The following is an 18,415-nucleotide window of genomic DNA, read 5'->3' on the forward strand; positions in this document are numbered from 1 at the left end:
ATCCCATGCACCTCCAGCGACTGGCCGTGTTCTGCGGCTCCGCCCCCGGCACCGCGCACACCGACCTCGCCTACGCGCTCGGCCAGACCCTGGCCGAGCGCGGCATCGGTCTGGTCTACGGCGCGGGCGGGGCGGGCCTGATGGGCGCGGTCGCCCAGGGCGCCCTGGACGGCGGTGGCGAGGTCATCGGCGTCATCCCCACCGCGATGGTCGCGCGCGAGTGGGGCAAGACCGGACTGACGGAGTTCCACGCGGTCGAGTCGATGCACCAGCGCAAGGCCATGATGGCCGAGCGCTCCGACGCGTTCGTCGCGCTGCCCAGTGGGCTCGGCACCCTCGAGGAGATCTTCGAGGTGTGGACCTGGCGCACCCTCGGCTACCACGACAAGCCGGTCGCGTTCCTCGACGCCGACGGGTTCTGGACTCCGTTGCTGGACAGCGTGATCGGCCTCGGCGATGCCGGTTTCATCCGACCCGGCGTCCTCGAGGACCTGGTCGTCGCGCCGACCGTCGACACCCTGCTGGACCAGCTCGAGGAGCGGGTCACCCCCGGTCGGTCAGCCCTGGTCCCCGGCACCTGAGGTCGCGAGCGCCCGGTCGAGCGCGCGGGTCAGGTCGGCGGCGAGGTCGGCCGGGTCCTCGATGCCGATCGACAGCCGCAGCAGGCCGTCGGTCACGCCCGCGGCCGCGCGCGCCTCGTCCGTCATCGCGAGGTGGGTCATCGTGGCGGGGTGGTCGACGAGCGACTCCGTGCCACCGAGCGACTCGGCGAGCGAGAAGCACGTCAGTCCGTCGACGAAGCGACGCACCGCGGCCTCGCCCCCGGCCAGCTCGAGGCTGACGATCGACCCGAAGCCGCGCTGCTGGCGAGCCGCGATGTCGTGGCCCGGGTGGTCGGGCAGCCCCGGCCAGTAGGTCGCGGCGACGGCGGGATGGCTCGCGAACAGCTCGGCCACCACCCGAGCGTTCTCCTCGTGGACGCGCAGCCGTGCCGGCAGCGAGCGCAGCCCGCGCGCCGTGAGGTAGGAGTCGAACGGCGCGCCGGTGACGCCAAGCACGTTGGACCAGTAGGTCATCCGCTCGTGCAGCTCGTCCGTCGAGCTGACGATCGCACCGCCCACGACGTCGCTGTGCCCGTTGATGTACTTCGTCGTCGAGTGGAAGACCAGGTCCACCCCGAGCGCCAGCGGCTGCTGCAGCAGCGGCGACAGGAAGGTGTTGTCGGCCACCACGGTCGCCCCGGCCGCCTTGGCGGCGGCCGTCACGGCGGCGATGTCGGTGATGCGCAGCAGCGGGTTCGACGGGGTCTCGAGCCACACGACGGTGACGTCGCCCGCGGCGAGCGCACGGTCTACGGCAGCGGGGTCGGTGAAGTCCACGGTGCGGTGGACCAGGTAGCCCTTGTCGGCCAGCTCGACGAACAGCCGCCAGGTGCCGCCGTAGCAGTCGTGCGGGATGAGCACGACGTCGCCGGGCTTGGTCAGCGCCGTGACGATGGTCGTCATGGCCGCGGTGCCGGTGCAGGTCACGACCCCGCCGGCCCCACCCTCGAGCTCGGCGAGCGCCGTGCCGAGGACGTCGCGCGTCGGGTTGCCGGCCCGGGTGTAGTCGTAGTCGCGCGCCTCACCGAAGGCGCGGAACGAGAACGTGCTCGACAGGTAGATCGGGGGCACGACCGCGCCCTGAGCCTCGTCGGTGCCGATGCCCACCCGCACCGCCGCCGTCTGGGGGCGGTGACCCGAGGACATGGTGACCTTGCTCGTCGCGGACTGGCGGGCTGCCGTGGCGGCGTGGGCCTCGGTCACCTCGTGGGCGTCGCGGGTGGAGTCGGTCATCGTGATCCTTCGCAAGGGGTCGGTGGGTCAGATCGGTGGGTCAGGTCGCTGAGTCGGGTCGCTGGGTCGAGCAGGGCTGGGCACGCTCGCCGCAGGCTATCGAGACGAGCGGCGCGCACCCAAGACGGTTTCGCCCCTCGGGCGGCGAGGTGGCTACGGAGCGGGTGAGCGCGAAAAGTCTGCGTCGCGACGTTCACCCACCTTGACCAAAACGCCGCCGACCTGCGGCAATCCGCTATTTGAATGATCAACTCACGGATTAGGATGACGCTATGGAAACCCGCTGGTTGACCCCCGAGCAGGAGGATGCGTGGCGTGCCCTCATGGCCGCCCTGCTGCTGCTCCCGGGTGCGTTGGACAGCCAGCTGCAGCGCGACGCGGGCCTCAACCACGCGTCCTACGCCGTGCTCGCCGCCCTGTCCGAGTCGCCGGGACGCGCCGTCCGACTGAGCCGGCTCGCCGCGATCGCGGCGATGAGCATGTCGCGGCTCTCGCACCTCGTCGACCGCCTCGAGCGGTCCGGCTGGGTGGAGCGACGAGCGGTGCCCGGCGATGGCCGCAGCACCGAGGCAGTGCTGACCGACGCGGGTTGGGCCAAGGTCGTCGAGACCGCCCCCGGGCACGCCGACTTCGTCCGCCGACTGGTGTTCGACGGGCTCACCCCGGCACAGGTGGAGGCGCTGAAGGACGTCTTCGGCACGATCGTGCCGAAGCTGGATCCCGAGGACCGCGCGCGGACCTACCGACCGGCGTCCTGATCGGCCGCAGGCATCGTCTCGCGCGCCGGCAGCCAGGCCAGCGCCCCGACGAGCAGCACCAGCCCGGTCACGCCGAACGCCCAGCCGAAGCCGAGTCGGTCGGCGAGCACGCCCGCGAGCACCGGGCCGAGGATGGCGCCGAGGTCCGAGGACATCTGGAACGCCGCGAGCACCTTGCCACCGGAGCGGTCACGCCCGATGACGTCCGCCACCGCAGCCTGCTGACCGGGACCGAGCAGGCCGGTGCCGAGGCCCGCGACCGCCGACAGCACGAAGAACGGCACGAGCGCTGACGCGAGCCCGAAGGCGATCGTGGCGACGCCGCTGACGACCAGCCCCGCGATGACCAGCGGGCGGCGTCCGCGCACGTCGGTCAGCCGACCCGAGAGGGTCAGCGCCACCGCGTTGCCGCCGGCGAAGATCGCCAGCGCTGCGCCCGCGACCCAGGGCTCACCCGCGACGGCCACCGCCGCGAACAGGGGCAGGAGGGCTACGCGCACACCGAAGTTCGCCCAGCCGTTGGCAAAGCTGGACACCAGTGCCGCGCGGTAGGCCGAGTCCGCGAGCGCCTCGCGCACGGTCATGACGGCCAGCACCGGGGTGCCCGGCGCCGGCCGCAGCGACGCGTCCTTGAGGAAGACCGCGACGACGGCGCTCGCGACGAGCAGCGCCACGGCGTAGACGATGAACGGCATCCGCATCCCGAGCCCGGCCAGCACCCCACCCACGACCGGGCCGAGGATGCCGCCGAGCAGGAACGCCGTCGCGTAGGCCGAGGACACCCGCCCACGGATGCTCGGCGGGGCGAGGCGCACCATCAGCCCCATGGCCGACACGGTGAACATCGTCGAGCCGATGCCGCCCACCCCACGAAAGAGCAGCAGCTGCCAGTAGGTCTGCGCGAACGCCGTCGCCGCGGTCGAGGCCGCGACGATCAGCAGTCCGAGCAGGTAGACCGGTCGCTCACCGAGGCGACCGATGAGGGCTCCGCCGAGCGGCGCGAACACGAGCCGGAAGAAGGCGAATGCGCTGACCACGACGGACGCGGCCGCCACCCCGACGTCGAAGCTGCGGGCGAACTGCGGCAGCACCGGGGAGATCAGCCCGTAGCCGATGGCGATCACGAACGCTGCGGCCACCAGCACCCAGATCTCGCGGGGGATGCGGACGGCGGCGTCGGTGCGGGTGGTCACGACAGGCCAGTATGCCTGGCGGCCGCCACCGGGAGCGCTACGGCTGCAGGAAGGCCTTGAGCAGCGGGCCGGCGGTCTTGGCGCCGCCGTCACCCAGGTCGACGAAGGTGGCGACGGCGAGGTCGCCGGCAGCAGCGACCATCCACGCGTGCGTCTCGGGCGGGACGGCGGTGCCGAACTCGGCCGTCCCCGTCTTCGACAGCACGGGCGCCCCGGGCAGGGACGCGAGCAGCCGGCCGGAGCCCTCGGTGGTCACCGCCCGCATCAGATCGCGCACGGCCGGCGCCTGGGCGATCTGCGTGGGGGTCGACGTGGGTGAAGGGGTCGACGTGGGTGAGGGGGTCGACGTGGGTGAGGGGGTCGACGACGACGCGGCCGCCGGGTCCCCGACCACCAGCTGGGGCGTGACCGTGCTGCCCTTGACGATCGACGCGACGACGGTCGCCATCCCGAGCGGGGACGCCGTGACGGTGCCCTGACCGATCATGTCGGCGGCGTGCTCGACCTCGTCCGTCGCGGTCTTGACGCTGCCGAGGTAGGCCGGGAAGCCGAGACCGGGCTGCCCGACCAGACCGACGGAGCGCGCCGCGTCGACGAGCCCCTGGGGCGTCGCCTTGGCCCGCAGCGCGATCATCGCCGTGTTGCACGACTCGGCGAAGGCCGTGCGCAGCGGGATGCTGCCGAGCTTGTCGGTCGGGTAGGCGTCGTAGTTCTTGAACGACTTCCCGTCGACCGTGAGCGTCGGCGTGCAGGCGGCCGGGTCGGTGGGCTTGACCCCCGCGTCGAGCAGGGCGAGCGCGGAGACGATCTTGAACGTCGAGCCGGGGGCGTACTGCCCGAGCGTCGCCGTCGAGTAGCCCTGTCCCCCAGGCCCGCTCGCGGCGGCGAGCACCTTGCCCGTCGAGGGCTGGATGGCCACGATCGCGCTCGCCGGCTGCACCGCGGCCAGCACGGCCTCGGCCTTGCTCTGCTCGGCCAGGCTGAGCGTCGTCTGCAACGGCTTGCCGTCCGTGGGCTTGATCTCGTGCAGCACTCGGCCCGCGCCCGCGGAGTCGGTAGCCCCCACGGTGACGCCCGCGGTGCCGCGCAGGGTCGCGTCGTGCTCCTTCTGCAGACCGGACAGGCCGACCTCGTCACCGGCACCGACGGCTCCCTTGGAGGCCTCGACGATCTCGGCGGTGGCCTCCCCGACCGTGCCGAGCAGCGGGCGGGCGAAGTCCCGGGTGGGCGCCAGCGGCAGCGTGTCCTTGAGGGCGACGGCACCCTTGATGGCGCCCAGACCGGCGGACACCTTGGTGACGGTGGCTGTGTCCGAGGCGCGCACCACGAGACCCTCGACGAACGCCTGGGGCCCCGCCGACGTCACGGCCTTGGTGTAGGCGGCGGCGTCGATGCCGAGCAGCCTGGCCAGCGCGGCGGCTGCTGCCGGGAGCGCCGCAGGGTCGGCGTTGGCCTTGTCGATGCCGACGCGCAGGACGTCTCGCTCGGTCACGATCGGTTGCCCGTCGCCGGCGAGGATGTCGCCCCGCTTGCCCTGGGTGCGGGTCACGCCGATGGTGTCGCCCGCCTTGGCCCCGGCGACGACGGTCGCCGGTGACCAGACGACCTGCCAGGCGTCCGCGCCCTTGGTCAGCGGCACCTGGGTGGTGTAGCGCCAGGCGGGCGTCCCGGGGAGCAGCGTCCAGGTGTAGGTCAGCGAGCCGGTGGCCTTGTCGCCGTCCTCCGAGACCGAGTCGACCGTGACGGTCGGGTGCACCGCGCCGAACGACGTCAGCAGCCGGGTGGCCGACGTCGCCGCTGCCGCAGAGTCGCCGGAGAAGCTCACGCCCTGCACCGACCCGGACTGGACCGCCGCGGCGAAGGCGGTGGCGGCGTCCTTGGCGGACGGGCCGCTCGTGCAGGCCGCCAGGGCGCCGGAGGCGCCCGTGACCCCCAGGACGGCGACGAGCATCCACGCGGCGGGACGAGCGGACATCAGGACCCCCTCTTTCGGCGGTTCCCATCATCGCCGCTCGCGCCGGCGCGGCCGTCGACCTGGCCACCCTCGGCGCGTCAGCGCGCGGCGGTGAGCAGCTCGGCGACCCGACCGAGGACGCCGGGGTCCAGGTCCAGGGTCGCCAGCTGCACCAGCGCCTGCCCGGGGTCGGTGATCGACTCGACCGTGCGCATTGCCGCCGTCTTGTCCTCGAACTCGACCTGGGCGCGCTGCAGGTAGTCGAAGACCGCTCCCGCGACGTCGTTGGCGGCGAGCTCGCAGGGGCCGAGCTCCACGACGACCGCGGCGCTCACGGGGACGTCGGGCACGTCCACCCAGGTCGTGCGACAGCCCTCGACCCGGGTCACCACGGCGTCCGCACGCTCGACGCCGTCGACCAGCACGCGCACCGCCTTGCTCTGCTCCTGCGGTGCCGTCGCGCCGACGAGGCCGACCCGCCAGTCGCGCCGCTCGGGCACCACCGACGCGTCACCCTGCACCGGCCCGAGGTGCACCGTGCGATCGGCCCAGGAGAAGGTCAGCGGGGTGCGCGCCACGCGCTCGTCGGCCACCGGGGCGTCGTCGTCCTCGTAGAGCGTGAGCTCGCCGTCCGCGCCTGCGTAACAACGGATCTCGAGCGAGGTCGGGTTGTCGACACCGTTGCCGGGGATCTCGTCGCCGAGCAGCGGCAGCACGGCGCCCGCCCGGACGAACGCGCCGAGCTGGTGCAGCTCGCGGTAGGTGGACAGCTCGCGCCCGCCGTCGTAGCGCCAGCCGGTCTGCAGGTCGAACCACGTGCCGTCAGGCAGCCAGGCGTCGGTGCGCGCGACGATGGACCGTGGGTCGATCGGGGTGGTCACCGGGGCGACGAGGATCGCCTCGCCGAAGGCGAACTCGTTGGGCCGCCGATACGCCTCCTCGGCCCAGGGGTGCTCGTGGTAGAGCGGCTCGACCAGCGGGTGCCCCTGCGCCGAGGCGCGCTCGGCCATCGTGTAGAGGTAGGGCAGCAGCCGGTGCCGCAGCCGCAGGGCAGCGACCTGGGCCCGCTCGGCCGCGGGGCCGAACCGCCACGGCTCCTTGCTGTTGAACGGGTTCGACGTGCTGTGCAGACGGTTGACGGGTGAGAACGTGCCGAGCTGCGCCCACCGGGTGGCGAGCTCGTCGTCCTTGGTGCCGAACATGTGCCCGCCGATGTCGTGGCTCCACCAGCCGTAGCCGATGTTGCTCGCCGTGGCGGTGAACTCCGGCTGGAAGGCCAGCGACGCCCAGCTGACGACCGTGTCGCCGGAGAAGCCGACCGGCGTCCGGTGGCTGCCCGGCCCGGCGTAGCGGCTGAAGATCACCGGGCGCCGTCCCGTGCTCGCCATCTCGCGCAGGTGCCGGTCGTTGAGCGCCCACAGCGGGTCCAGCCCGGGGATGCGCGAGCTGGCCCCCTGCTGCCAGTCGATCCACCAGAAGTCGACGCCGTCGCGCTCCATCGGGTGCAGCACGTGGTCGAACAGTGCTCGTAGATAAGCCTCGTCGCTCGCCTCGAACGTCAGCGGGTGCTCCGTCGCGGGGTCGACCCCGAGCGCGGCCGCCATCGTCGGATAGGCGTCCTCGTGGGCCCGCACACCGTCGGCCGGGTGGTCGTTGAGCGTGACCCGCAGCCCGCGCTCGTGCAGTGCCGCCAGGAACGCCGGCGGGTCGGGGAACAGCCGCTTGGCCCAGGTGTAACCGGTCCACCCGCTGCCGAACCGCGGGGGGATGTCCACCTCGTGCCAGTCCATGTCGAGGACGGCCACGGAGAACGGGATCCCTTGCTGGGCAAAGGTGTCCATCAGCTCGAGGTACTCGTCGGCGGAGTACGCGTGATAGCGGCTCCACCAGTTGCCGAGCACGTAGCGCGGCACGAGAGGTGGCGACCCGGTGAGCGCGTAGAAGTCGCGCAGCGCCCGTCGGTAGTCCCGGCCGTGCGCGAAGACGTAGAGGTCGACGGAGCCCGGCGGCCGCGGCTCGAACCGGCCTGGCTCGGGCACGACGAGGCTCGCGGAGTCGTCCAGCACCGCAAAACCGTTGCGGGACAAGATCCCTGGCTCCAGGTCGGTGCGACCGTCGACCTCGTCGAGGGTGCGCGCCGTGCCGCCCAGGGTGGGCGCAGGCAGGCCGTAGCGCCACACCGACCGGTAGCTCGAGACGCCACCACGCACCTGCACGCTGAGCCCCTGCGTGCGGAACGGACGCCGGTCGTAGGTGAGGTGCAGGTCGTCGGTCACGATCTCTACGAGGTCCCCGGTCTCGTGCACCTGCACCTGACCTGTCGAGTCCTCTTGTCCCGCAACCGGGTTCGCAGGGAGGTCGCGCATCAGCACGACCTGGGTGGGCCGGTCCTCGAAGGATCCGGTGGGTGACTGCTCGAGGCGCACGACGGCGCTGTTGAGCACGGTGATGCGGTAGGTCTCGCCGGTGACCTGGGCGATCCCGTCCCGACGCGCGGGCGAGGAGGGAGCCGACTCCGTCACGCGCCGGGCTCCTCGCGCAGACCCACGCAGTCGAACGCCCAGAACGGGTCGGCGTAGACGAGCGCCCCACGCATCCACGGCTCGTAGGTCGTGCCGAGCACCACCTGGCAGGCGGCCGGCGGGATCCGCACGCTCGGTGGCGTGATGCCGTGCGCGGCCGCCGGCTCGAACCCGAGCGGCCCGTAGAACGCCGGGTCGCCCTCGAGCAGCACCATGGGGTAGTCGGACTCGGCCGCCGCGGCGAGCGCGTGCCGGACCAGGGCGGAGCCGATGCCGAAGTGGTGGTATCCGGGAGCGACGGAGAGCGGCGAGAGGACGAGCACCCGCACGAGTCGCCGCTGGGCGTCGACCCACGACCGCGTGAGCATGACGTGACCGACCCGCGCGCCGCCGGCCTCGGCGACGAAGGACAGACCGGGGACGTAGGCGGTGCTGGACCGCAGGACGTTGACCAGCTCGGCCACCACGTCCGACCCGAAGGCCTGCCCGACCACTCCGTGCACAGCCGCGTGGTCCTGGCTGTCCTCGGGCCGGATCGTCACCACCAGCCCCGCGGCCTGCGCGGTCGTGTCCTCCATGCGCACAGCATGCCGGTTCGAGGGGTCGGGCGAGGCGGTGCCGCGCCCGGCTGGCACGGTCCGCCCGAGGAGGCGTCCGGGCCGCTGCGCGACGGGGGGCCGAGTCCGGCGTCGCCCACTACATTTGGCCCATGACTGAAGGCCGCCCGACCCGCCCGGACCCCGAGCAGCTGGACCGCGGCACGCCCGCCTACTACCGAGCGCTCGGCGACGGGTGCTACCAGCCCACCATCCACACCCAGGGGGCCTGGAACGACTGGGAGCAGCACATGGCTCCCGTCGGCGGGCTGCTGACGCACGCGATCGAGCGGCACGAGCCCCGGCCGGACATGCAGGTGGCCCGGCTGACGTTCGAGATCCTCGGGCTGATCCCGGCGAGCGAGGTCTGCGTGCACGTACGCACGTTGCGTCCCGGTCGCACGATCGAGCTGGTCGAGGCGACCCTGCTCGCGGGCGAGCGGGCGCTGATCCGGGGCACCGCCTGGCGGCTCAGTGTCCAGGACACCGCCCATGTCGCGGGCACCTTCGCCGAGCCCATGCCCCGCTTCGAGGACGAGCCCGAGCTGGACCCGACCGAGCTGTGGCCTGGGGGTTACATCGCGTCGCTCCAGATGCGCGGTGACCGACCCGAGCCGGGCCGCGGTCACGCGTGGCTCAGCACGCCCTACGCGCTGGTCGACGGCGAGGACGTCGGACCGCTCGCCGCGCTCGTGGGCCTGGTCGACACGGCCAACGGCATCGCGACGCGAGAGTCGCCGCGCGAGTGGATGTTTCCGAACGTCGACCTCACGATCCACCTGTTCCGTCAGCCCGTCGGTCGCCGGCTCGGGCTCGACACCACGGTGTCGTTCGGGCCGCAGGGGCTCGGGCTGACGTCGTCGACGCTGCACGACGAGCAGGGACCGTTCGGGGCTGCCGAGCAGATCCTCACCGTCCGACCCATGCCGTAGACCGTGCCCGTCCACTCCCAGCACCCCGAGCCCTCGGCCATCGACGAGGCCTGGCGGCTGCGCAACCGCGACCCGGAGGCCTCGGCCGCACTGGCCGAGCAGGTGGTCCGGCAGGCGGCGACCGAGCCTGCTGCCGGGCGCGCGCGGGTGCTGCTGGCCATGAGCCAGTACCGCTGCGCCGACTATGCCCAGGTGCTCGAGCACCTGCACACGGCCCTGCCAGAGCTGGCCGACGACCCGCTCTGGCTCGGCCGGGCCTACCTGGTGCTCGCCAACACCAGCCGCGAGATCGGCGCCGTCGAGCAGTCGGCCGAGTACTTCGTGCGCACGACCGAGCTCGCGCTCTCCCTGGGTGACGGCCAGCTCGAGGCGATGGTGGTGCACGACCAGGCCGAGAGCCGGGGCACCCTCGAGGACGTGATCGCCGGATACCGCGAGGCGCTGCGGCTGCTCGCCGGCGTCGGCGACACCGAGGGCCAGTGCTTCGCGGAGTACAACCTCGCCTGGTACCTGCGCCGGCACGGCGCGGCCGAGGAGCGGCGCGAGGCCTACCAGCTGTCCGGGACCGCCGCGCGCCGGGCCGCAGGGCTCGGGGTCGTCGACATCGAGGCGCTCTCGATCGCGCTGGGTGCGCAGTGCCTGATCGACCTCGGCGACGTCGAGGGTGCCCGGCGCGAGCTCGAGGCGGCCACCACGCTGCTGCGTCGGACCGACCGCTCGACCTCGATCCTGCTCACCGTCGACCTGGCCGAGCTGCACCTCGCTCTCGGCGAACCGCTAGCAGCCGCAAGCCTGCTCGCCGACCTGCTCGGGTGGGACGAGCTCACCGAGCCCCAGCGCGTGCTGGTCCTCGAGGTCCTCTCCCGGTGCCACGCGGCGGCCGGTGACCACGCCGCCGCCTACCAGGCGCTGCGCGAGCACGTGGACCGCAGGCAGTCCGTGCAGGACGCCCTCGGGCGCAACCGCGCCAACGCGCTGGAGGTGCTCCACCGGGCCCGCCGGGCCGAGCGCGAGGCGGCCAGGGCCCGCGACCGCGTCCGCACCCTGAGCGCCACCCTCGAGGACCTGCAGGACGCCACCCAGCTGATGTGGGAGTCGTCGGTGCGCGACGTGACGACCGGGGTCTACAACCGCCGGTACTTCGACGAGCAGCTCGCCCAGCTCAGCGCCGACGCGGCAGAGCGCGGCGAGCCGCTCAGCCTGGTGCTGCTCGACATCGACCACTTCAAGGTCGTCAACGACAGCTTCGGGCACCTGGTCGGTGACCAGGTCCTCGCCGACCTCGGCGCGCTGCTGCGGCGGCACGCGCGTCCCTCCGACGTCGTGACCCGTTATGGCGGAGAGGAGTTCGCGATCCTGCAGCCGCGCACCCCCCTCCCCGTCGCCGAGGCCTTCGCCGAGCGGCTGCGCGAGGCCGTCGCCGACTACCGCTGGACCGCGGCCGACCCCGGGCGGGTCACCATCAGCGCGGGCGTGGCCTCGGCCCTGGACCGCACCGACGACCGGTCCCTGATCCGCGCGGCCGACCGAGCGCTCTACGACGCCAAGGCCGCCGGTCGCAACCGGGTCGCCGCCGCCTCGTAGACCCATCCACCCCGCAGCGGGGGAAGCGCTGCCGAGCCGATCACTGACCTATCCTGAACGCAGCTGCGCGCAAAGGAGGTCGCCATGGGGGACGAGCACTCGTACGCGCCCATCCGCGGCGCGCTCACCCGGGCCGAGATCGACGCGCTCAACCTCCAGGCGTGGGACCTGCGCAACGTCGACCGGGAGCGGGCCGTCGAGCTCGCCCGGCTCACCGCCCGCAGCGCCACGGCCATCGGCTATCAGCGCGGGGCCGCCCAGGCTCGGGTGTCCCAGTCCGTCATCGCCCGGCACGAGGAGCAGTCCGACCGCGCGCTGGAGCTGCTCGGCGAGGCGATCCCGGCGTTGGAGCCGGACGGTCCGAGCCGGTGGCTGGCCTGGTCGCACACCCTCGTCGGAGGGATCTGCGCCGACGTCGGCGAGCTCGAGCGGGCGCGCCACCACTACCTGCTCGGCCAGGACATCGGTGCCGCCAGCAACGACGTGGACTCCGTCGACGCGGCCCGGCTGGAGGCCGCCCAGCTGCTCGAGGACCCCGGCCAGCGGCTCGCCGCCCTGACCGCCGCGGAGGGTGCGCTGTCCCCCGACAGCTCGGACCGCTCGCGGTGGCGGGTGCTGCTGGCCGTGGCCGACGCGCTGCTGCTCCTCGAGCGACCGCACGAGGCGCTCGAGCGGGTGGAGCAGGCCAAGACGCTGCTCCCTCGTCCGCTCAGCCCGGGGGTGCGGCTGTCGGCCGGGCTGGTCGAGAGTCGCGCCCGCGCGCTGCTCGGTCAGGGCGACCTCGCCCTCGAGCTGGCCCAGGAGACCATGGCGGCCGAGAGCGAGACCGCCTCCAGCGCCGACCTCAGCGAGGCGTCGCTGCGGCTGGCCGAGGTCTACCAGGCCGCCGACCGGCTGCACGAGGCGCTGGACCTGCTCACCCTGCTCGACGAGCGTGGCGAGCACTGGCCCACCCGCGCGCTCGAGGTGTCCGCGCGACTGGCCGCCGTGCGAGCGGCGCTCGGGGACTACGAGGGCGCCTACGCCGCGCTGCGCCGGCACCACCGTCAGCGGGCCGCCCACGAGGCCGCGCAGACCAAGCGCCGGGTCGCGGTGCTCGAGGTGCTCTACCGCACGCGCGAGGCGGAGGGCGAGATGCGCGCCCAGGTCAGCCTCGCCACCGAGCTCGACAGCACGATCACCCAGCTGGTCGAGTCCAACTCCAGCGCAAAGGAGTCCGCGCTGCGCGACGAGCTCACCGGGCTGGTCAACCGACGCTTCCTCAACGACCAGCTCGACCAGCTCGCCGCCCGCCTCGGCGGACCGTCGACCATCTCGCTGGCCCTGCTCGACCTGGACCACTTCAAGGCCGTCAACGACCAGCACGGCCACCTGGTGGGCGACCTCGCCCTGCGCGAGGTCGGGCTGCTCATGACGCGCTGGGCGCCCCCGGGCGCCACGACCGCGCGACTCGGGGGCGAGGAGTTCGTGGCCCTGCTGCCCGGGATGGGCGCGGAGGACGCCCGCCTCGCCGCCGACGACCTGCGCCGCACGCTGGCACACCACCGGTGGCCGCCCGAGCTCGGCGCCAGCCGACTCACCGCCAGCATCGGCGTCGCGACCGTGACCGGACCGCTCGACCCGGCCCGGCTGATGCGCCGGGCCGACGACGCGCTCTACGCAGCCAAGGAGCGGGGCCGCAACCGGGTGGTGGGGGTCCAGGTGAGCGCCCACAACACCCACCCCGCCGAGGGCTCGACGACCGCCTCCTGAGACACTTCAGAGGTGGAGACAACACGAAGCATCGGAGTCACCGAGGTCGCCCTGCGCGACGCTCACCAGAGCCTGATGGCCACCCGGATGGCCCTCTCCGACATGGTGGGTGCCTGCGCGGACATCGATCAGGCCGGGTTCTGGAGCGTGGAGTGCTGGGGCGGCGCGACGTTCGACGCGTGCATCCGCTTCCTCAACGAGGACCCCTGGGAGCGGCTGCGGACGTTCCGCACCCTGTTGCCCAACAGCCGGCTGCAGATGCTGCTGCGCGGCCAGAACCTGCTCGGCTACCGCCACTACGGCGACGACGTCGTGGACCACTTCGTCGAGAAGGCCGCCGAGAACGGCATGGACGTCTTTCGCACCTTCGACGCGCTCAACGACACCCGCAACGTCGAGCGCGCCATCGCCGCCGTGAAGCGGGTCGGCAAGCACGCCCAGGGCACACTGTGCTACACCACCTCCCCCGAGCACGACATCGACGTCTTCGTCCGTCAGGCCACGGAGCTGCGCGACATCGGCGTCGACTCGATCGCCGTCAAGGACATGGCCGCGCTGCTCAAGCCCCAGGTCGCCTACGACCTGGTCAAGGCGATCAAGGACGAGATGCCGCAGATGCAGGTCAACGTCCACTGCCACGCGACGACGGGCGTCACGCTCGTCTCGCTCATGAAGGCCGTAGAGGCCGGGGCGGACGTCTGCGACACCGCCATCAGCTCGATGTCGCTCGGCCCGGGCCACAACCCGACCGAGTCGTTCCAGGAGATGCTCGAGGGCACGGGCTACGTCGCCGACCTCGACAAGGTCCGCCTCGCCGACATCAAGCGGCACTTCGCCGAGGTCAAGCCCCGCTACCAGCAGTTCATGTCCTCCTACACCGTCGAGACCGAGATCTTCGACAGCCAGATCCCCGGCGGCATGATCTCCAACATGGAGTCCCAGCTGAAGGCCCAGGGCGCCGGCGACAAGATGCGCGAGGTGCTCGAGGAGGTGCCGCGGGTCCGCAAGGACGCCGGCTACTCGCCCCTGGTCACGCCGTCCAGCCAGATCGTCGGCACCCAGGCGGTCTTCAACGTGCTGATGGGTCGCTACCAGATCCTCACCGCCGAGTTCGCCGACCTCGTGCTCGGCTACTACGGCTCGGTGCTCGGCGAGATCGACCCGGACGTGGTCGAGAAGGCGAAGGCCCAGACCGGCAAGGAGCCGATCACGGTGCGCCCCGCCGACCTGATCGACAACGAGTGGGACCAGCTCGCGGCGGACGCCGCCGCGCTCCCCGGCTTCGACGGCAGCGACGAGGACGTCCTCACCTACGCGATGTTCCCGAAGGTCGCGCCCGGCTTCTTCGCCACCCGCCCCGAAGGCCCCAAGAACGTCGGCAAGGACCCCGCCGAGGTCGAGGCCGAGCGCGTTGCCGCGGCGGCCAAGGACGCCGGCACCGGTCCCGTCCGCACCTCCATCAAGTACGAGGTCACCGTCAACGGCCGCAAGCACAGCGTCGCCGTCGACCCCGCCTGATCCAGTCCAGGAAGTGACGAATCCCTATGTCTGACAACACTGCTACCGCCCAGTCCTCGACCAGGACCATGGCCGAGCGGATCGAGGAGCTGCGGACCCGCCGCGGCGAGGTGATGGCCGGAGGGGGTGAGAAGCGGCACGCCAAGCAGCACGAGGCGGGCAAGCTCACGGCCCGCGAGCGCGTCGCCGATCTCGTAGACCCCGGCTCCTTCGAGGAGTTCGGCATGCACGCCCAGCACCGCACCACCCTGTTCGGTATGGACCAGGCCGTCATGCCCGCCGACGGCGTCGTGACCGGCGCCGCGACGGTGCTCGGGCGACCGGTGCACCTGGCCAGCCAGGACTTCTCGGTGGCCGGCGGCTCGGCGGGCGAGATGCACTCGACCAAGGTCGCGAGGGCCCTGCACAGCGCGCTGGAGAACGGCACGCCGTTCGTCTTCATCAACGACTCGGGGGGCGCCCGGGTCCAGGAGGGCATCGACTCCCTCTCGGGCTACGGGAAGGTGTTCTTCCAGAACGTCGCGCTGTCCGGCGTGGTGCCGCAGGTGTCGATCATCGCCGGCCCGTGCGCCGGCGGCGCGGCCTACTCCCCCGCCCTCACCGACTTCATCATCCAGACCCGCGCCGCCCGGATGTTCATCACCGGCCCGGACGTCATCAAGTCGGTCACCGGTGAGGAGGTCACCGCCGAGGCGCTGGGCGGCCCGGACGCGCACATGCAGCACGCCGGCAACATCCACTTCGTCGCCGACGACGACGAGCAGGCCATCCTCATCGCCAAGAAGCTGCTCAGCTTCCTGCCGAGCAACAACACCGAGGAGGCACCGTTCGTCGAGGGCAACGACGACGTCAGCGCCGACCCGGAGCTGGACGACATCATCCCGGTCGCCGCGAGCAAGGCCTACGACGTGCGCGAGGTCATCAGTCGCCTCGTCGACGTGGGCGACTTTCTCGAGGTGCAGGCGGGGTTCGCGCCCAACCTGGTCGTCGGCTTCGCCCGGATCACCGGCCGCACCGTCGGGATCGTCGCCAACCAGCCGTCGGTGATGTCGGGCGTCCTCGACGTCAACAGCTCGGACAAGGGCGCCCGCTTCGTGCGCTTCTGCAACGCCTTCAACATCCCGATCGTCACCCTCGTCGACGTGCCCGGCTTCCTGCCGGGCGTCGCCCAGGAGTACGGCGGCATCATCCGCCACGGCGCCAAGCTGCTGTTCGCCTACTCCTCCGCCACCGTCCCGAAGATCACGGTGGTGCTGCGCAAGGCCTACGGCGGGGCCTACCTCGCCATGTGCGGCAAGGACCTCGGAGCCGACCGCGTCTTCGCGTGGCCGTCGGCCGAGATCGCCGTCATGGGCGCCGAGGGCGCCGCGGGCGTGGTCTTCCGCAAGGAGATCAAGGAGGCCGAGGACCCGGTGGCCAAGAAGGCCGAGCTGGTCCAGCTCTACCGCGACGCGTTCTCGACGCCGTACGTCTCGGCGGCCCGTGGCCTGGTCGACGACATCATCGAGCCGGCCGACACCCGGCGCAAGGTCGCCCGCGCGCTGGAGAACCTGCAGGCCAAACGCGACCTGCGGCCGGCCAAGAAGCACGGACTGATCCCGCTATGACCGGCGACCAGGTCGAGCTGCGGGCGCAGGTCGAGCAGCTGAGCGCCCAGGTCGCTGCCCTCACCGAGCGGCTGGACAGCCTCGAGCGCGAGGTCCGCGAGCGCTCGGACGCCGAGGTGAGCGAGGAGGTGCTGCTCGCCATCTCCGCGGCGGTGGCGGCCTACCTCGGCAACCGCGCCACCGTGAAGCAGGTCCACCTGCGCCGCGGCGGCGGGTGGGCCACGCAGGGTCGCTCCGCCATCCAGCAGTCCCACGCCGTCGGCGCCGCGCGACGCTGACCATCTCCCCCACCGAACCTGCCACGACGAAAGAGAAAGACCCATGAAGCTGAAGGTCACCGTGAACGGCGCGGTCTACGACGTGGACGTCGAGGTCGAGGAGGAACCGCGGCCCACGCTCGGCGCCGTGCTGGTCGGCAGCACCTCCGCCTACGGCGTCACCCCGACGGCCGCGAAGGCTCCGGCGGGCTCGTCGAACGCCCTGACCGCCACCATCGCCGGCACCGTCGTCACGGTCCTCGTCGAGGACGGCCAGCAGGTGAGCAGCGGGGACACGCTGCTCGTGCTCGAGGCGATGAAGATGGAGACCGAGATCACCGCACCGCGCGACGGCACCATCGGCCACGTCGCCGTGAGCGTCGGCGAGGCCGTCCAGGGTGGCCAGGTGCTCATCGAGTGGGCGGAGTGACGCAGATCGGCTGACCGGCGGGCACAATCGTCGGATCAGCACCGAGCCCAGCGTGCTGGCGCCGAGGAGTGCCGATGACCAGCTCGTCCAGCCCGCTCCGCTCGTCCCCCACGCCGGACCGCGAGGCGGCCATCCCCGCGCGGCGGCACCGCGCCTGGATCGTCGCCGCCGTCACACTGGCCGCCCTGGTCGCGGCCGCCGCCTTCCGCTCGTCGACCGGCGTGCTCATGGAGCCGATCGAGAACGAGTTCGGCTGGTCCCGCGCCACCACGTCCGGGGCGGTGTCGCTGAACCTCGTGCTCTACGGCTGCATCGCGCCGTTCGCCGCCGCCGTGATGGAGCGCTGGGGCGTCCGGCGCACCGTCACCCTCGCCCTGCTCGTCGTCGCAGCCGCCAGCGCCGCCACGACCGTGATGACCTCCCCCTGGCAGCTGTGGCTGCTCTGGGGGCTGCTCATCGGCGTCGGCACCGGGTGCATGGCGCTCGTCCTCGGTGCGATCGTCGCCAACCGGTGGTTCTACGCCCACCGGGGGCTGGTCACCGGCCTGTTCTCCGGGGCCAACGCGACCGGTCAGCTGCTCTTCCTGCCGGCGATCGCCGCCGCGGTGGCCGGCCCGGGCTGGCGCTACGCCGCGATGATCGTCGCGGTGCTCGCCCTGGTGGTGGCGCTGCTGGTGGGGCTGTTCCTGCGCGACTACCCGCACCAGGTGGGGTTGATGCCGTTCGGCGTCGGCGAGGGCCAGGCGATCGACGCGGCCCCCTCCGTGCGCGACGCGGAGATCGGGCCCGACGGCGTTGATGGTGTGGATACCGAGCCTCGTCCGCAGGCCAACCCGGGGGTGGTGGCCCTGTCGACGCTGCGCCGGGCGAGCGGCACCTGGACCTTCTGGGCGCTGGCGCTGACGTTCTTCGTCTGCGGCTGGTCCACCAACGGGATCGTGCAGACCCACTTCGTGCCGGCGGCGCACGACCACGGCATGGCCCAGACCACGGCCGCCGGGCTGCTGGCGATGGTCGGGGTGTTCGACCTGATCGGCACCATCGCCTCCGGCTGGCTCACCGACCGGGTCGACTCGCGCTACCTGCTCGTGGCCTACTACGCGCTGCGCGGTGCGTCTCTGCTCACCGTCGAGCACCTGCTGGCCCCCCACGTGGAGCCGCCTATGTGGGGCTTCATCGTGTTCTACGGGTTGGACTGGGTCGCCACCGTGCCCCCGACGGTGGCGCTGTGCCGTCAGCACTTCGGCCTCGAGGACTCCGGCATCGTGTTCGGCTGGTGCTTCGCCTCGCACATGGTCGGCGCCGGCGTCGGGGCGAGCTTCGCCGGCTGGGTCCGCACCACGCAGGGCAGCTACGACCACGCCTGGCTGTTCGCCGCGGCGCTCTGCTTCGCCGCGGCGGTGGGGGCGCTGCTCATCCCCCGCCGGGGACGCTACAGCGAAGAGCAGACGCCCGTCGCTGCAGCGGCCGGCTGAGG

15 protein-coding genes are annotated in these 18,415 nt (G+C 72.4%); 10 read left to right on the forward strand and 5 right to left on the reverse strand.

Translation table 11 applies throughout. From position 1 onward, the window contains the following. Positions 1 to 5: 5 nt before the first annotated feature. Positions 6 to 581 carry an LOG family protein gene (locus MM440_RS00725; RefSeq protein ID WP_241441295.1) on the forward strand — a complete coding sequence of 192 codons (576 nt, stop codon included), beginning with the start codon at positions 6 to 8 and terminating at the stop codon, positions 579 to 581. Here MM440_RS00725 and metB read toward each other — a convergent pair. Beyond that, positions 558 to 1,835 carry a cystathionine gamma-synthase gene (gene metB, locus MM440_RS00730; RefSeq protein ID WP_241441296.1) on the reverse strand — a complete coding sequence of 426 codons (1,278 nt, stop codon included), beginning with the start codon at positions 1,833 to 1,835 and terminating at the stop codon, positions 558 to 560. The genes MM440_RS00725 and metB overlap by 24 nt on opposite strands. Positions 1,836 to 2,107: 272 nt before the next feature. Between metB and MM440_RS00735 the strand changes: the two genes are divergently transcribed. Continuing rightward, positions 2,108 to 2,593, forward strand: coding sequence for a MarR family winged helix-turn-helix transcriptional regulator (locus tag MM440_RS00735; protein ID WP_241441297.1), 486 nt, complete (start codon positions 2,108 to 2,110; stop codon positions 2,591 to 2,593). Here MM440_RS00735 and MM440_RS00740 read toward each other — a convergent pair. From MM440_RS00740 to MM440_RS00755, 4 genes are all read right to left on the reverse strand, one after another. After that, on the reverse strand, positions 2,575 to 3,786 hold the full coding sequence (locus MM440_RS00740) for an MFS transporter (RefSeq protein ID WP_241441298.1): 1,212 nt from the start codon (positions 3,784 to 3,786) through the stop codon (positions 2,575 to 2,577). The two genes, MM440_RS00735 and MM440_RS00740, sit on opposite strands and share 19 nt — an antisense overlap. Before the next feature lie 37 nt (positions 3,787 to 3,823). Beyond that, positions 3,824 to 5,761 carry a penicillin-binding transpeptidase domain-containing protein gene (locus MM440_RS00745; protein WP_241441299.1) on the reverse strand — a complete coding sequence of 646 codons (1,938 nt, stop codon included), beginning with the start codon at positions 5,759 to 5,761 and terminating at the stop codon, positions 3,824 to 3,826. Positions 5,762 to 5,838: 77 nt separating this feature from the next. Then, positions 5,839 to 8,262, reverse strand: coding sequence for a glycoside hydrolase family 31 protein (locus tag MM440_RS00750; RefSeq protein WP_241441300.1), 2,424 nt, complete (start codon positions 8,260 to 8,262; stop codon positions 5,839 to 5,841). Beyond that, entirely contained in the window at positions 8,259 to 8,840 is a 582-nt protein-coding gene (locus MM440_RS00755; RefSeq protein WP_241441301.1) for a GNAT family N-acetyltransferase, read from the reverse strand. Before MM440_RS00755 ends, MM440_RS00750 begins: the two co-directional genes overlap by 4 nt. A 131-nt stretch (positions 8,841 to 8,971) precedes the next feature. Here MM440_RS00755 and MM440_RS00760 point away from each other — a divergent pair, with 131 nt between their 5' ends. From MM440_RS00760 to MM440_RS00795, 8 genes are all read left to right on the forward strand, one after another. Beyond that, entirely contained in the window at positions 8,972 to 9,790 is an 819-nt protein-coding gene (locus MM440_RS00760; RefSeq protein ID WP_241441302.1) for a thioesterase family protein, read from the forward strand. A gap of 3 nt (positions 9,791 to 9,793) precedes the next feature. Beyond that, positions 9,794 to 11,374, forward strand: a complete 1,581-nt coding sequence (locus MM440_RS17160) for a diguanylate cyclase (RefSeq protein WP_241441303.1) — start codon at positions 9,794 to 9,796, stop codon at positions 11,372 to 11,374. A gap of 84 nt (positions 11,375 to 11,458) precedes the next feature. Beyond that, positions 11,459 to 13,126 carry a GGDEF domain-containing protein gene (locus tag MM440_RS00770; protein WP_241441304.1) on the forward strand — a complete coding sequence of 556 codons (1,668 nt, stop codon included), beginning with the start codon at positions 11,459 to 11,461 and terminating at the stop codon, positions 13,124 to 13,126. A 12-nt stretch (positions 13,127 to 13,138) separates the two neighbouring features. After that, positions 13,139 to 14,644: a methylmalonyl-CoA carboxytransferase subunit 5S gene (locus MM440_RS00775; protein WP_241441305.1), complete on the forward strand. Its 1,506-nt coding sequence runs from the start codon at positions 13,139 to 13,141 to the stop codon at positions 14,642 to 14,644. A 26-nt stretch (positions 14,645 to 14,670) separates the two neighbouring features. Further along, positions 14,671 to 16,251 (forward strand): acyl-CoA carboxylase subunit beta, encoded by a 1,581-nt coding sequence (locus MM440_RS00780; protein WP_241441306.1) that lies wholly within the window; start codon positions 14,671 to 14,673, stop codon positions 16,249 to 16,251. After that, positions 16,248 to 16,529 carry a hypothetical protein gene (locus MM440_RS00785; RefSeq protein ID WP_241441307.1) on the forward strand — a complete coding sequence of 94 codons (282 nt, stop codon included), beginning with the start codon at positions 16,248 to 16,250 and terminating at the stop codon, positions 16,527 to 16,529. Before MM440_RS00780 ends, MM440_RS00785 begins: the two co-directional genes overlap by 4 nt. Before the next feature lie 43 nt (positions 16,530 to 16,572). Further along, entirely contained in the window at positions 16,573 to 16,938 is a 366-nt protein-coding gene (locus MM440_RS00790) for a biotin/lipoyl-containing protein (RefSeq protein WP_241441308.1), read from the forward strand. Between the two features lie 74 nt (positions 16,939 to 17,012). Continuing rightward, entirely contained in the window at positions 17,013 to 18,413 is a 1,401-nt protein-coding gene (locus MM440_RS00795; RefSeq protein ID WP_241441309.1) for an MFS transporter, read from the forward strand. Positions 18,414 to 18,415 lie beyond the last annotated feature (2 nt).

The organism is Arsenicicoccus piscis, assembly GCF_022568835.1.
Taxonomy (GTDB): domain Bacteria; phylum Actinomycetota; class Actinomycetes; order Actinomycetales; family Dermatophilaceae; genus Arsenicicoccus; species Arsenicicoccus piscis.